The sequence below is a fragment of the Pseudomonas sp. DWP3-1-3b3 genome, from assembly GCF_049896305.1.
Taxonomy (GTDB): Bacteria; Pseudomonadota; Gammaproteobacteria; order Pseudomonadales; family Pseudomonadaceae; genus Aquipseudomonas; species Aquipseudomonas azotoformans_A.
This window is the reverse complement of record NZ_JAFCUA010000005.1, coordinates 603,563-617,373: the sequence shown is the minus strand read 5'-3', so window position 1 is coordinate 617,373 and position 13,811 is coordinate 603,563. Positions and strand designations below refer to the sequence as shown.

Sequence of the window (13,811 nt, the reverse complement as noted above, 5' to 3'; positions counted from 1 at the left end):
CCTGCGTTCGGCCAGCGTGTTTGACGGGGCGCCTCAGATCAAGATCAAGAGCGACTCGCTTCGCATCGTGGATACGCGGTCCTTGTAGGAGCCGGCTTGCCGGCGAAAAACGTGAGACCGCCGCGTTTTGTCTGGTTCCCCGCGTCATCGTTGAAGACCATCGCCTGCAAGAACTAGGCGGCCCCCCAAATCCCTGTCGGATTACGGGCATACCGAGCCTAGGCGAGGTACCGAGTGTTGGGGCAAGAGCCTTTTTGGTTACTTTTGGGGCTCTTTTCCAAAAGTGACCCGCCGTAAGGGCGGAACCCATATCAGCCGTTACCCAAATAACGGATATGTACCCAGTCCCACCCATATCCCAGACATAAAAAAACGCCGCGTACCTCACGATACGCGGCGCCTCTTCACATCAACACTTTAGGCCTGAATCACCGGAATGTTGGCGCTAGCTGCGATCTTGCGGAACTCAGCAATCTGGTCGAAGTTCAGGTAGCGGTAAACGTCACTGGCCATGGTGTCCAGTTTCGCTGCGTAGCCCATGTACTCTTCGACGGTCGGCAGGCGACCCAGGGTAGAAGCCACTGCCGCCAGCTCGGCCGAAGCCAGGTAGACGTTAGCGCCGTCACCCAGACGGTTCGGGAAGTTACGGGTCGACGTCGACACAACGGTCGAGTTCGGCTCTACACGTGCCTGGTTACCCATGCACAGCGAGCAGCCCGGCATTTCCATGCGTGCGCCAGCCTTGCCGTAGATGCCGTAGTAGCCTTCTTCGGTCAGTTGGTGAGCGTCCATCTTGGTCGGCGGCGACAGCCACAGACGAGTTGGCAGCTGGCCCTTGACCTGCTCCAGCAGCTTACCGGCCGCGCGGAAGTGACCAATGTTGGTCATGCACGAACCGATGAACACTTCGTCGATCTTCTCGCCGGCAACGCTCGACAGCAGACGGGCATCGTCCGGGTCGTTCGGTGCGCAGAGGATCGGCTCGTTGATCTCGGCCAGGTCGATCTCGATGATTTCGGCGTATTCCGCGTCGGCATCGGCTTCCATCAGCTCTGGGTTCTTGACCCAGGCTTCCATCGCTTGAGCACGACGTTCCAGGGTACGCGGGTCACCGTAGCCTTCACCGATCATCCAGCGCAGCAGGGTGATGTTGGAGTTCAGGTACTCGGTGATCGACTCTTTCGACAGCTTGATGGTGCAACCTGCAGCCGAACGTTCAGCCGAGGCGTCGGACAGCTCGAAAGCTTGTTCCAGCGTCAGGTCGTTCAGGCCTTCGATCTCCAGGATGCGGCCGGAGAAGGCGTTCTTCTTGCCTTTCTTCTCTACGGTCAGCAGACCCGACTGGATCGCGTAGTAAGGAATGGCATGAACCAGGTCACGCAGGGTGATGCCAGGTTTCATCTTGCCTTTGAAGCGCACCAGGATCGATTCCGGCATGTCCAGTGGCATAACGCCAGTGGCTGCGGCGAACGCGACCAGGCCAGAACCGGCCGGGAACGAGATGCCCATCGGGAAACGGGTGTGGGAGTCACCACCGGTACCGACAGTGTCCGGCAGCAGCATGCGGTTCAGCCAGCTGTGGATGATGCCGTCGCCTGGGCGCAGCGAAACACCGCCACGGGTCATGATGAAGTCAGGCAGGGTGTGGTGGGTGGTCACGTCGATCGGCTTTGGATAGGCCGCGGTGTGGCAGAACGACTGCATGACCAGATCGGTCGAGAAGCCCAGGCACGCCAGGTCTTTCAGTTCATCACGGGTCATAGGACCGGTGGTGTCCTGGGAACCCACGGTGGTCATTTTCGGTTCACAGTAGGTGCCAGGGCGAACGCCTTTGCCTTCAGGGAGGCCGCAGGCCTTGCCGACCATTTTCTGTGCCAGGGTGAAGCCTTTGCCGGTGTCGACAGGCGCTTCTGGCAGCTTGAACAGATCGGTTGGACCCAGGCCCAGTTCGGCACGGGCCTTGTCGGTCAGGCCGCGACCGATGATCAACGGGATACGGCCGCCAGCGCGGACTTCGTCCAACAGTACCGGGGTCTTCATTTCGAAGGTGGTGATGACTTCGTCGGTGCCGTGTTTGCAGACTTTGCCAGCATGCGGGTACAGGTCGATCACGTCGCCCATGTTCATGTTGGTAACGTCAAACTCGATTGGCAGTGCGCCCGCATCTTCCATGGTGTTGTAGAAGATTGGAGCAATCTTGCTGCCGAAGCAGAAGCCACCGGCGCGCTTGTTCGGCACGTACGGAACGTCGTCGCCGAAGAACCACAGTACGGAGTTGGTGGCCGATTTACGCGACGAACCCGTACCGACCACGTCACCGACGTAGGCGATCGGGAAGCCTTGGCCGCGCATTTCTTCGATCTGCTTCATCGGGCCGGTCTTGCCTTGCTCGTCCGGCACGATGCCTTCACGGGCCATTTTCAGCATGGCCAGGGCGTGCAGCGGGATGTCAGGGCGGGACCAGGCATCGGGAGCAGGGGACAGGTCGTCGGTGTTGGTTTCGCCGGTGACCTTGAACACGCGCAGGCTGATCTTGTCGGCCAGGGTAGGGCGGTTGCTGAACCACTCGCCGTCAGCCCAGGACTGGATCACGGCTTTGGCGTGCTCGTTGCCGTTCTTGGCTTTTTCAGCCACGTCGTGGAACGCATCGAACATCAGCAGGGTGTGCTTGAGTTGGGCGGCGGCGACAGGTGCCAGTGTGGCGTCGTCCAGCAGCTCAACCAGGGTCACGATGTTGTAGCCGCCTTGCATGGTGCCAAGCAGTTCAACGGCGCGTTGCTTGCTGATCAGGGGGGAAGTGGCTTCGCCCTTGGCCAGGGCAGACAGGAAACCGGCCTTGACGTAGGCAGCTTCGTCAACGCCTGGTGGAATGCGGTTGGTGATCAGGTCAACGAGGAATTCTTCTTCGCCAGCCGGAGGATTTTTCAGCAGCTCGACCAGGCCTGCGGTTTGTTCGGCGTTAAGCGGCTGGGGAACGATACCCAGGGCTGCACGCTCTTCGATATGTTTGCGGTAGGCTTCAAGCACAGTTATTACCCTCATCAGTGGTCCCACGGGACGCTCATCCAGAAATGAACGGCACGCATGCGCTCGGGGGCTTTTTGGGCCGCAAAGCCAGCGCTGCCGGCATTCCTCACAGAAGCTGCTTTCAAAGTTTTACGCCTGCAGAACGGAGCTGATGAGGGTTGGCGAGGGCTCTGACCTACCGAGTCATTGACCATCGCCAACACCGTTCTGAAGGAACGACTGTGCTCGTGACGCTTTGAAAACAGCTTCCAGCGGATTATTGGCGCCTTACAAGGCCGGATGATTCTACGGCAAAAAAAATCTAAAGGTAAGTTGCCTAACCAAGTTTGCTGGGTGATCAAGCTTAGACAAAGGGCTAACATGGCGCATTGTTTCGCTGATTTGCGTGTCGTTGCCCATGTCCAACCAAACCATCAAGACCCCCTGCGTCGGCCTGTGCTCCACGGTCTACGGCGATCTCGTGTGCCGTGGCTGCAAGCGCTTCCACCACGAAGTGATCCAGTGGAACGGCTACGGCGAAGAGGAAAAACGTGCGGTCTGGCTGCGCTTGGAGCAGCTGCTGGTGCAGGTGATGGCCGGCAAACTGGAGGTTTTTGACCCCAAGACCCTGCGCGGCCAACTGGAACAGCGCAAGATCCGCTTCGTGCCGCACCAGTCCGAATACTGCTGGGCCTACCAGTTGATCGCCCGCGGAGCACGGGTGATCAATAACCTGGAGGCCTACGGCATGGTGCTGTTGCCCGAGTTTCGCGATTGGCCGTTGCCGGACCTGCGCGATGCCATTGATCGGGAGTTCTTTATCCTGTCCGAAGCCCATTACCAGCGCTACATCGCGCCGGGGTTTCTCAAGGATGCGTTTGGCGCCTAGCTGTCAGGCTTTTGTGGCCTGTTCCACCAGACGGTCCATCACTTCTTCTGGCTTGAGCACCAGCACATCGCTTTCCAGCGTATCCAGCACGACCTCTGCGGTGTTGCCGATCAGTGCCCCGGAAATACCCGTGCGACCCACGGTGCCGATGATCGTGACCGCCGCCTGCAGTTTGTGGGCGAGATGGGGTATCAGCACGTCCGCCGGTCCTTCCTCGATATGCAGGTGTTTGTCGTCCACGTCGAACTCCGCCTGAAACGCCCTGCATTGCTCGCGATAACGCGCCTCTATGGTCTCCTTGAGCTGAAACGTCGGGTCCGCCGCCGACAGCATCGGCGACGGATGGGCGCTGATCACATGCAACTGCGCCTTGGCCAGGTGGGCGATATCAAAGCCATGGTCAATGATCGAATTATGCAATGAGCGGTGCTCACCGTCGGTATTGCCCACATCGATCGCCGCCAGGATCACGCCGCCAGCCCACGGTGTGGCGGTCTTGACCAGCAACACCGCCGTCGGGCAATAACGCAGCAACTTCCAGTCCGCAGGCGTCAACAGCGCCTTTTTCAATGGGCTGTCCGGGAAATGCTGCTTGATCACCAGCCCACAGCCTTCGGCCTGCTGCACGTCGATAATGGTTTCATGCAGGCTGGCATTCCACGCCTGCTCGGTGCTGACGCTGTAGCCGTCCTCTTGCAAACCGGCTTTGAGCAGCGCCAGCAGCGCCGAGTGCTCATGTTTTTTGTCGCAGACCAGCAAATGCAAGTGCGCGCCGGTGACCCCGGCGATCAGCTTGGCACGCTTGAGGGCCAGGCTTTCCGAGTGCTCGGGCTCGATGACCACCAGGATGCTGCGGATGGCTTGCATGATCGGGATCTCCATAAAAAAGGGCGGGGGCCTGGAACAACTATAGTTGCTGGGTGGCGCACGTCATGTTGATGCACATCAAGGCCGGTGGCTGGTGGTCTGCGGTGGGGTCGGTATAATCGCCGACCTTTTGTGATCCTTTTGCCCGTGAGCCCGATGAACCTGCCCGAAATCCACGAATTCCTCGGTTGCCGCACCCCTGACGCCTGGGTCCAGGCCGCGCTGGCCGATCAGGACACCCTGCTGATCGACCACAAGAACTGCGAATTCAAAGCCGCCAGCACCGCCCTGAGCCTGATTGCCAAGTACTACAGCCATGTGGACCTGATCAACATGATGTCGCGCCTGGCCCGTGAAGAGCTGGTGCACCACGAACAAGTCATGCGCTTGATGAAAAAACGCAAGGTCGAGTTGCGCCAACTGAATGCTGGTCGCTACGCCTCGGGTTTGCGCAAAGTGGTGCGCACCCATGAACCGGTCAAGCTGGTGGACACGCTGGTGGTGGGCGCGTTTATCGAAGCACGCAGTTGCGAGCGTTTCGAAGCGCTGGTACCGCATTTGGACGAAGAACTCGGCAAGTTCTACTTCGGTTTACTGAAAAGCGAAGCGCGGCACTTCCAGGGTTACCTCAAGCTGGCCTACCAGTACGGCGACGCTAAAGACGTCGCCCAGGTGATCGAGCGGGTGAGGGCGGCCGAGCAGGAACTGATCGAGTCACCCGACATCGAGTTCCGCTTTCACAGTGGCGTGCCAGCCTGAGGCCACGGCCACGCCGATCAGCGCGGTGATCCCGGCCAGCAACAGGATCACCGCCTGTGTGCCCAGCGGTGCCGCCAACAGCGCAATTGCCAGGCCCGCCAAGGGTTGCGGCAGGTTGTTGAGCAGGGTGATCACGCCCACGGTCTTGCCGAAGTCCTGCACGGGAATCACCCGCTGACGGGTGCTGCGCAGGTAGACGTTGAACATCTTGTCGAAACCGGTGACCAGCAGGAAACCCACGGCGTACAGCCACACGCTGGGGCTGACCGCCATGATCACCGCACCGACCGCAATCATCGAATACGACAAGCCGCCCAGCCCCTTCAGCGGCAGCCCGGCCCGCGCCAGGTAAAACAGAATCCCGATGGTCACCAGGGCGCCGGCTGCCTGCAGCAGGGCGTAGGCGTCCTTATCCTGTGCAAATTGGCCGGTCACCATCGCCGCAGACGTGGCCAGCGTGACGCCAATGATCAGGTTCACGCCCACGGCCAGGGTGATGATCCGCTTCAGTTCCGGCAGGCGGCGGATATGCCCGAAGGCAATCTTCAACGGCCGCAGCCAGATATCCTGGTGCTGCTCGAAGGTTTCCAGGTTGACGGTGCTGGAGCGTTGCCACAGCCGCATCGCCAGGTCGGCCAACACGAACAGCCCGGCCACCCCGAGGACGACCCAGTGCCAGGCCCACACTTCCAGCATCAGCGCCGCCACCAGCGGCCCGAGCACCAGCCCGCTCTGGTCGGCAATCTGCGAATAGGACAGCGTCTTGGCGTAGCTGTAGTGGGGGAAGACATGGGGCATCAGCACTTCCCGCGCCATGATGCCCTGGGTAGTCAGCACGCCGCAGAGCGCCGAGAGCAGTACGATCCAGACGATGCCGTCGAATACACCGTACAAAACCACCGCCGTCACGCAGGCCAAAGCCCGGTAAACCTGGCTGATATGCAGGATGCGCACCGGTGCGAACTTGTCGCACACTGCGCCACACACCGGGAACGCGAGATAACGCGGCAGCGACTCGATAAAGAACGCCAGCCCGGCCCAGGCCACGCTCTGAGTGGTCTGGAACACGATCAAGGGCACGATAAACAGTAGAATCTGGTCTGCCAGCCGCGACAGGAACAGCGAAACAAAGAACGCCAGGTAATCCTTGCGCATACAACTCCCTGTGGATGGCGTTAAAGATTGCAGGGTATTTGTTAAAAACTCTTAAAAGCATGAAGCTTCGTCGGCCAATGCTGGCCAGCTGCTTTAGTTGCCCAGCTTGCCACCTATAATGCCCGCTCTTCAATCCGTGTCTGCAAACTGAGAACTTATGGAAAACCTGGGGCTGGGCAAGGTCTTGCTCGTTGAGGACGACGAAAAACTGGCTGGGCTGATTGCGCACTTTCTCGCGCAGCATGGCTTTGAGGTGCGCGTGGAGCACCGGGGCGACGAGGCCCTGGCCGCGTTCCTGGCGTTCAAGCCGAAGATCGTCGTACTCGACCTGATGCTGCCCGGCCAGAGCGGGCTGCATGTGTGTCGCGGGATTCGCACGGTGTCCGACACGCCGATCGTGATCCTCACGGCCAAGGAAGATGACCTGGACCACATCCTTGGCCTGGAGTCCGGTGCCGACGATTACGTGATCAAGCCGATCAAGCCCCCTGTGTTGCTGGCACGCTTGCGTGCGTTGCAACGACGCCAGGCGCCGGAGCCGACCGTGCGCGGGTCACTGGCTTTCGGGCGGCTGGCCATCGATCGCAGTTGCCGGGTGGTCAGCCTGGGGGACGACAAGATTGACCTCACCACCATGGAGTTCGAACTGTTGTGGTTGTTGGCCAGTAACTCGGGGACGATCCTGTCCCGCGATGACATCCTCAACCGCATGCGTGGCATTGCGTTCGACGGCCTCAACCGCAGTGTCGATGTGTACATCAGCAAACTGCGCGGCAAGCTCAACGATAACCCGCGCGAACCGGTGTGCATCAAGACCATCTGGGGCAAGGGCTATCTGTTCAATCCGTTCGCGTGGGAGGCCTAGATGCTGCGGCTCTATATTCGCCTGTACATCATCCTGGCGCTGGGGCTGGCGGGGGCGATCTGGCTGGTCAACTACACCTTTGATGAGCTGCTGCCCGAAGCCAATGAAACCTATAACCGCGAAGCCCTGCGCGGCCCGGCCTATGGTTTGGTCGAGCAGTTGCGGCCCTTGCTCGGTGACGCCCGTCAGGCGCGCCTGAGCGAGCTGCAACCGCATTACGGGCTGCACCTCAAACTGGTGCAGCGCGATGAGTTGGCGCTGGACCAGCGTGAGCAACAGTTGCTGGCGGCCGGCCAGTTGGTGGTGCGGGGCGACTTCATGGAATTCATCGCCAATATCGACGGCGGCCCTCAGTTGCTCAATATCAAGCTGCCCGACGAGCCGAAATGGCTGTACTTGTGGGCCTACAGCCTGCTGGGCTTGAGCCTGGCGATCGTGCTGTATTTCTGGGTGCGCCCGCACTGGCGCGACCTGGAGCACATACGCCTGGCGGCCCAACGTTTCGGGGATAACGATCTCAGTTCACGCATTCTGCTGCCACGCCGTTCCACCGTGCGTTCGCTGGCCGGGCACTTCAACCAGATGGCCGAGCGCATCGAAAGCCTGATCGCCAACCAGCGCGAGCTCACCAACGCCGTGTCCCACGAACTGCGCACGCCGATTGCGCGCCTGTCGTTCGAACTTGACCAGCTCAAGCAACAGGCCGATCCACGCCAGCGTGGCGAATTGATCGCGGACATGTATGCCGACCTGGGCGAGCTGGAGGAAATGGTGTCCGAGTTGCTCACCTACGCCAGCCTGGAACGCGGTGCCACCCAGGTCACCCGCGAAAGCATCGAGGCCCACAGTTGGCTCGACAGCGTGATCGGCAGCGTGGCCCTGGAGGCTGAAGCGGCGGGCATCCAACTGTCGTTGCGTACGTGCGAGGTGGACTTTATCCAGATCGAGCCGCGTTTTATGGCGCGTGCGGTGATCAACCTGCTGCGTAACGCAATTCGCTATGCCGAGCGCCGTGTGGAAGTGTCGCTGGTCAAGTTTGGCAGCGGCTATGAGGTGCGGGTGTGTGACGACGGCCCTGGCGTACCGGAAGAAGGTCGCTCCAAAATCTTCCAACCCTTCATGCGCCTGGACGCCAGTCGCGACCGCCGCACCGGCGGCTTCGGCCTGGGCCTGGCGCTGGTGCAGCGGGTGTCGCAGTGGCATGGCGGCCAGGTGCAGGTTCTGGATTCGGAATGGGGCGGGGCGTCGTTTCGGATGACGTGGGCGTATGCCGAATAGGCCCTCGGATTATCGATTGAAGTGACGCGGTCGGTAGCTGATGGTTGTGGGTTGGTAGTGTGCCGGCGAGTTGGGGGGAGCGATATTTATAAGAATTTTCTTACCGTGCAGTTTCTCTACGTGCTGGGTGATCTTTCCTATAAATTTGTCCTGTACCAATATGTCGGCGGCTTGATTGACATTTGACTGAGTTGCTTGCGGGTAGGTTTTTTGGATTTCGTTTCGCACGATGTTACGCCTATGGGTCATTTCTGTTGATCCGTGCGCTATTGATACGGTTCCCTCAAACGCCTTGACTGGCTTTTTGATTTCTTTTTGGAAAAGGCGTGCGAATGCATTGCTCCTGCCTTCTCCTGAGTGGCAAACCAGAAGGCGTACGTTATCGAAGCTGGAGGGGTCCACACCTTTGCCTTTTAATAAGTTAACCAGGTCACGCGCGTCATATAGCGTGCCGTCGATGTACACTTTTGTACCGTTTCCTTTCAGTTTGTCAGTCCAGCTCCGTTCGATGCCATGTGCAACAATGTTGAGTCGGTTGGTGCCTTTGTAAGTATCGGCAAATGTATGAATTTCCTCGTCAATAAACTTTAAGTCCCGCATGGGCCCACCCATTTGAATGACGTTGTCACGCCCTAACCCAATGTCCAGTGCGGTGCGTTTGGTTGAGTTGGACGCGCTGGGTAGTCCCGGCAATGTATCGTCGACCCAATTAGAAACCTGTGGTTTGAAGTTATCGAGTGGCTTTCCGTATAGCCGTTGGTTTACCGGGTCCACTGCAAAGTATTTTCCCGTTTTTGCATCGACTCCTGCCGGAGTCGATATCTCGGTCAGGCCTTTCTTGTAAGTGCCCTCTGCAATATCTGGACGGCGGGCCGTCTTGGGAAAATTGTACGAGCCGGTTCGCCCCGGTCGAAGCGTATTCAAGCGGTTTAGCACGCTCTCGGAGGTTGAGGTCGCCACCTGTTCAAACAGTTTTTTTCCCACAGGTTTCCCTACACTGTTTGCAACGCGTCCCAGTGGTTTTACCGATCTCGCAGCCTTGCCAAATCCAGCCGTTGTCGCATACATGACGCCGTCAAATATAAGTTCCGAAGCCACTGCCAGCCAGTCTCCCTTGATTGCATTTCTGGCAAGCGAGACGAAGGGAATGGAGCCCAGCAACAGTTCCTGGTTTTTCTCGAACTCATCGTCTTCCTTGTCGAATTGAGTGATGTGGCGCGCAGCGGCAACCAGTTCTTCGAGGCTCGCAGGGCCAAGGGTGTGCCTGGACAATAACTCACCGAGAAATTGGCTGCGGTCGCTGGTATACGAAGCTGGGTTAGTGAGGTGGGGTGGCTGTGTAGCCATTAATTTGCTTTTGTCTTTTTCCTCCAGGCTGAACGCTTCAATTGCAGTGTTTGAATACCTCTCGCCGCCCAGAACACCTGGATCCTCTTTGATCCATTGGCCTTGTGGACCCGGCTTGAAGTCGGCGTTGAGGTCTTCGCGATGTTTAATATAGTTTTGTTGTGGGCTGATTTCGTAGAATTTTACGTTGGCGCCGTGTGTCGACTTGATGATGAGTGAACGCCTGTCCTGGGCCTGTTCGGGTGTCTTGCGATCATGATTGAGCGTGGCGCCTGGTACATAACTGGTGTGTTTAATAACCGTTCCTTCGACGTAAGGGACGATTTCTCCGTATTCCAGCTGTTTGCGATCCTCAAGGGGAAGTTGTGCAATCAGGTGTTTGGTCCGATTGACAAGACCCTGTTCTCTGCCTTGCTTGTAATTGGCTATTGCGATTCGGTGCAGGTTATTGATGTCCGGCAACTGGCCGAGGTAGTCCGGCGCACTTCCCATTACTGGGTTGTTTTCACGCGACCTCCATCCGCTTTCTTCAGGGTTGTTAATGTAAACATCCAGCAACGAATAGGGCCCCAAGGTGACGTGCGTGGGGCCGCTGTCCAGGGCGTTTTTTTGTCGGATACTCGGGTTCGATAAAATCGCGCGCTCAAACGACACATTGGTGAAATGCTCGCTGAGTACCGCCAGTGCCATGTCTTTCTGCATTGGAAGCGGGGCGGTCAAGTCGTTGGAGACCTTTCTCAGTGATTCCATGACGCTGGCAAACGTTTCCTGTGCCTTGTTGAGCTGTTCTGGCGAGTAAGTTGCATCAGGCGAGGCCGGTAAAATGCCGTGCACCAATGCCCAGTCGATTAGCGTTTCGCGCTTGGCTTCACTCAGCAGTGCAGCGTCTTCTTCCGAAACTGGGTCGATCGCCGCGTACTTGAGCACCTCGGGGAAACTCAACGAAGAACTGCTCCCGGGGCTCTTGGCTTCGATCATCGCCACCGTTGTCTTCAGTAGGAACCAGGCCGGAGAGCCATAGGTCAGTTCAGCGGGAACGTCTTTGACCAACAGTTCGGGTGCTGCGCTTGACAGCAAGAGGTGGGCCCCGACAGGTGCCATCTCTTGTGTGCAGCGGTGACTTTCTGTCAGATGGTCAATCAGGCCTTGCTTGATGTCACTCAACGGTTTGCCGTAGAAGCGTTCATCAGCCAGATTGAACTGGGCTGTCTGATTGCGTTTGGGGGGCATCAAGGTGTTATCGGAATCCAGCCCGGCCACCATCGCACCCATGACCCAGTCTCGGCTGCTGGGACTTTCAATTGCGCCCATCTTTTTTTGCAGGGCATTTTCCAGGGCAAGGGCTTTGGGCGAGTCGAGAATATCCGCAATGACGTTGCGCGGATCAGTCAGCTCAGAACGGGTCCAGTGGCGGTGTTTAGTCAGGTAGGTAAATGCCCCGCCTCGAATCTCCAACAGTGTCTGAGCGTCAAGCCCTGGCAGGTTGAGGTTGTTATAGCGGACGTTGCTGTAGAGCTGTCTTTTTTCTGGTTGATCAAGCGGTGCCTGCCAGCCCATGGCGCCAGTGAGGTTGCCGTTGGGGAGTGCGGGTAATGGCCCTCGCCTCAGGGATTGAATCAAGTTACTTATATCGTCTTTTGTCTGAGGTACAAACCAGCCGTTGTCGACGATGAACTGCTTGAGCGTTACCTTTGATTCAGGTGTCAGTTGCTGGTCCTGAAAGTACCAAGAGGCAGGGTCGATCTTTAGCTCTGTATTTTCCAGAGTCGCCGCAATCGAGGCCTTCTCCTGGCGAACGGTTTGTTCCGGAGTGGGGCGTACTCCCAAAAAGGTCGGGTCCGTGTAGGAGGTTGCAGCGTCTGCGCCGAGCGATAGCAAGGCAGCGTCAAGACTCTTGGATAAAAGGGTAATGTTTTGAATGTCGCCCCTTTCATATCGTTGATTCTCGAGCGCCACCTCCCCACGCATTTCAAATGTTTCGGGCATTGCAGGTGTATCGAGGTGCGGGAACGCGCCAGCCTGTTTTAATTCGGTTGCCCTTTGTTGCAGTGCACTCTGGGTATCGGGAATGGTTTCTCCGTAAAAGGCAGCCAGCTCCTCAATGTGTGCAGAACGTGTGGCGTGCACATCGGGTGACGATTGACTTGCCGGGGTCACGCTGACTGACGTCCTGCCGCTGCTCAGGGTGTTAGCGGCTTGCATGATCAGCGACCAGGAGGCTGGCAGCGATAGCCCATCACCAAAGCCGGCACCGAATGTACGTGGCAGCGACGCGCTGATGTTGGCGGGCGCCGAGGGAGTGGGTTTCAGGGTGGCACTGATAAAGCCTGGCCGGGAGTTCCGAGAAGGGAAGATTCGCACGGGCTTGGTCAAATCAATACGATTGTCTTCAGCCCATTGTTTGAAGTCGTCACTTGCCACCAAGGTGTCGAGGTGCTGGCGCCATTGTCCAAATGTACAGTCGCTGGGGATCGGCTCAATGCCCGTGATAGCACGGGTAAAAAGGGGTGGCGTGTTCGCTGCGCTAGACAAGGCATTGGCGTAGAGATTTTTGAGTGCTGCATCGGCCTTGAACCTGGGTGTCTCAGCGATCAGTTTTTCAAGCGCTGATGGCTCGGTTTGCGGTTGGGTCGATGCAGGAGATTCAGTGCGCTCGTGCTCATTTGAGCTGATGGACGACGCTTGTAGAGGGCGAGACAATGCTGGCACGGTCATTTGGACATTCTCAAGGGTTGGCAACAAGGCAGCAGGGAAGGAACCTGACTACTTTTTGTGTCCAACCTCTGGGATCGGTTCATGACCGATGTGTAAACAAATACCTCTCGGTGATCCGTACAGTCAGAAGCTGTATTCCAGTACCCCCATCACCGATGTTTGCAACCGCCGCTCCACAATCGGACTTTTCCCCGCTTCATCCGCCAGGTACTGCACATCCAGCAAGGTCGAGAACTGGGTGTGCTCGCTGATCGGCAGGCTCCACACCAGGTTCAGGCCATTGCTGATATTGCCCGCACCCGCTTTGTAGGCTTTGAAACGGCTACGGGCGGCTTGGTCGGTGGTCACGCCGTACCAGGTCTGCAGGTAGTCACGGTCACCAAAATGGCTGCTGAGGCTGGCGTCGACGGAGCCGAAACGACCTTCATACAGGTTGGTGCCCAGGCTCAGTTCCAGGTGGGTGAATGCTTTGCCGCTGTCCTTGTGGTCATCTTCCTTGAGGGCATGTTCCAGTGTGGCGCCGACAATCATGCCGCCCAGGTTGTAGCTGGCACTCACACCGAACTGCGGGCGTGACTTGATTTCGCCCATGCCTTTCAGGCGTTTGGAGCCCAGGTGCATGGATTCGTTTTTGTCCTTGCGTGATCCACTGGCGCCGACATAAGCGCTGAAGCTCAAGGCATTGCCTTCGTAGCCCCAGCCCAGGCCCTTGTCGGTGTCGAGGAAAATCCCCCAGGGGCTGACGATGGCGCCGCCGAATACCGGGGCGGTCATACGTTCGTCGCTGCCGCTGTAGCGGGGCAGGTTGGCCACGCCGGCCTTGAGGCTGTAGGTCCAGTCCTCAGCCAGTACGCTGTTGGCGCTCGCGAGCAAACACAGTGAGGTCAGGGACAGGCACAGGTTTTTTGGGTTCATCAGGGTTTTCATGTC

9 protein-coding genes are annotated in these 13,811 nt (G+C 58.2%); 4 read left to right on the top strand and 5 right to left on the bottom strand.

Going from position 1 to position 13,811, the window contains the following annotated elements; genetic code table 11:
• Nucleotides 1–417: 417 nt before the first annotated feature.
• Nucleotides 418–3,027: a bifunctional aconitate hydratase 2/2-methylisocitrate dehydratase gene (acnB, locus tag ACP7BX_RS19095; RefSeq protein WP_033898481.1), complete on the bottom strand. Its 2,610-nt coding sequence runs from the start codon at nucleotides 3,025–3,027 to the stop codon at nucleotides 418–420.
• A gap of 397 nt (nucleotides 3,028–3,424) precedes the next feature.
• Between acnB and ACP7BX_RS19090 the strand changes: the two genes are divergently transcribed.
• Nucleotides 3,425–3,895, top strand: coding sequence for a DUF1289 domain-containing protein (locus ACP7BX_RS19090; RefSeq protein ID WP_016979484.1), 471 nt, complete (start codon nucleotides 3,425–3,427; stop codon nucleotides 3,893–3,895).
• 3 nt (nucleotides 3,896–3,898) lie between these two features.
• Here ACP7BX_RS19090 and ACP7BX_RS19085 read toward each other — a convergent pair whose 3' ends face one another.
• A complete protein-coding gene (locus ACP7BX_RS19085; protein WP_038841892.1) occupies nucleotides 3,899–4,762 on the bottom strand; it encodes a universal stress protein in 864 nt (287 codons plus the stop codon).
• A gap of 156 nt (nucleotides 4,763–4,918) precedes the next feature.
• Here ACP7BX_RS19085 and ACP7BX_RS19080 point away from each other — a divergent pair, with 156 nt between their 5' ends.
• Entirely contained in the window at nucleotides 4,919–5,521 is a 603-nt protein-coding gene (locus ACP7BX_RS19080; RefSeq protein WP_016979482.1) for a tRNA-(ms[2]io[6]A)-hydroxylase, read from the top strand.
• On the opposite strand, the gene ACP7BX_RS19075 is transcribed toward ACP7BX_RS19080, so the two are convergent.
• Nucleotides 5,477–6,676: an MFS transporter gene (locus tag ACP7BX_RS19075; RefSeq protein WP_426128502.1), complete on the bottom strand. Its 1,200-nt coding sequence runs from the start codon at nucleotides 6,674–6,676 to the stop codon at nucleotides 5,477–5,479. The two genes, ACP7BX_RS19080 and ACP7BX_RS19075, sit on opposite strands and share 45 nt — an antisense overlap.
• A 157-nt stretch (nucleotides 6,677–6,833) precedes the next feature.
• On the opposite strand from ACP7BX_RS19075, the gene ACP7BX_RS19070 reads away from it, so the two are divergent.
• Nucleotides 6,834–7,541 carry a winged helix-turn-helix domain-containing protein gene (locus ACP7BX_RS19070; RefSeq protein WP_177077055.1) on the top strand — a complete coding sequence of 236 codons (708 nt, stop codon included), beginning with the start codon at nucleotides 6,834–6,836 and terminating at the stop codon, nucleotides 7,539–7,541.
• The gene (locus ACP7BX_RS19065; protein WP_095016486.1) at nucleotides 7,542–8,819 is read left to right on the top strand and encodes an ATP-binding protein; all 1,278 of its coding nucleotides are present in this window, start codon (nucleotides 7,542–7,544) and stop codon (nucleotides 8,817–8,819) included. It abuts the gene before it with no gap.
• A gap of 9 nt (nucleotides 8,820–8,828) precedes the next feature.
• Here the strand turns inward: ACP7BX_RS19065 and ACP7BX_RS19060 are convergent, their stop codons facing one another.
• Together ACP7BX_RS19060 and ACP7BX_RS19055 are read right to left on the bottom strand one after the other, a co-directional pair.
• Complete coding sequence (locus ACP7BX_RS19060; protein WP_426128505.1) at nucleotides 8,829–12,881, bottom strand: hypothetical protein; 4,053 nt, start codon at nucleotides 12,879–12,881, stop codon at nucleotides 8,829–8,831.
• Between the two features lie 123 nt (nucleotides 12,882–13,004).
• A complete protein-coding gene (locus ACP7BX_RS19055) occupies nucleotides 13,005–13,796 on the bottom strand; it encodes a MipA/OmpV family protein (protein WP_426128507.1) in 792 nt (263 codons plus the stop codon).
• Nucleotides 13,797–13,811: the final 15 nt, after the last annotated feature.

Coding starts and splice junctions, on each gene's coding strand:
- ACP7BX_RS19075 (WP_426128502.1), bottom strand. CDS start 6,676: ATGCGCAAGGATTACCTGGCGTTCTTTGTTTCGCTGTTCCTGTCGCGG.
- ACP7BX_RS19060 (WP_426128505.1), bottom strand. CDS start 12,881: ATGACCGTGCCAGCATTGTCTCGCCCTCTACAAGCGTCGTCCATCAGC.
- ACP7BX_RS19080 (WP_016979482.1), top strand. CDS start 4,919: ATGAACCTGCCCGAAATCCACGAATTCCTCGGTTGCCGCACCCCTGAC.
- ACP7BX_RS19085 (WP_038841892.1), bottom strand. CDS start 4,762: ATGCAAGCCATCCGCAGCATCCTGGTGGTCATCGAGCCCGAGCACTCG.
- ACP7BX_RS19065 (WP_095016486.1), top strand. CDS start 7,542: ATGCTGCGGCTCTATATTCGCCTGTACATCATCCTGGCGCTGGGGCTG.
- ACP7BX_RS19055 (WP_426128507.1), bottom strand. CDS start 13,796: ATGAACCCAAAAAACCTGTGCCTGTCCCTGACCTCACTGTGTTTGCTC.
- ACP7BX_RS19090 (WP_016979484.1), top strand. CDS start 3,425: ATGTCCAACCAAACCATCAAGACCCCCTGCGTCGGCCTGTGCTCCACG.
- ACP7BX_RS19070 (WP_177077055.1), top strand. CDS start 6,834: ATGGAAAACCTGGGGCTGGGCAAGGTCTTGCTCGTTGAGGACGACGAA.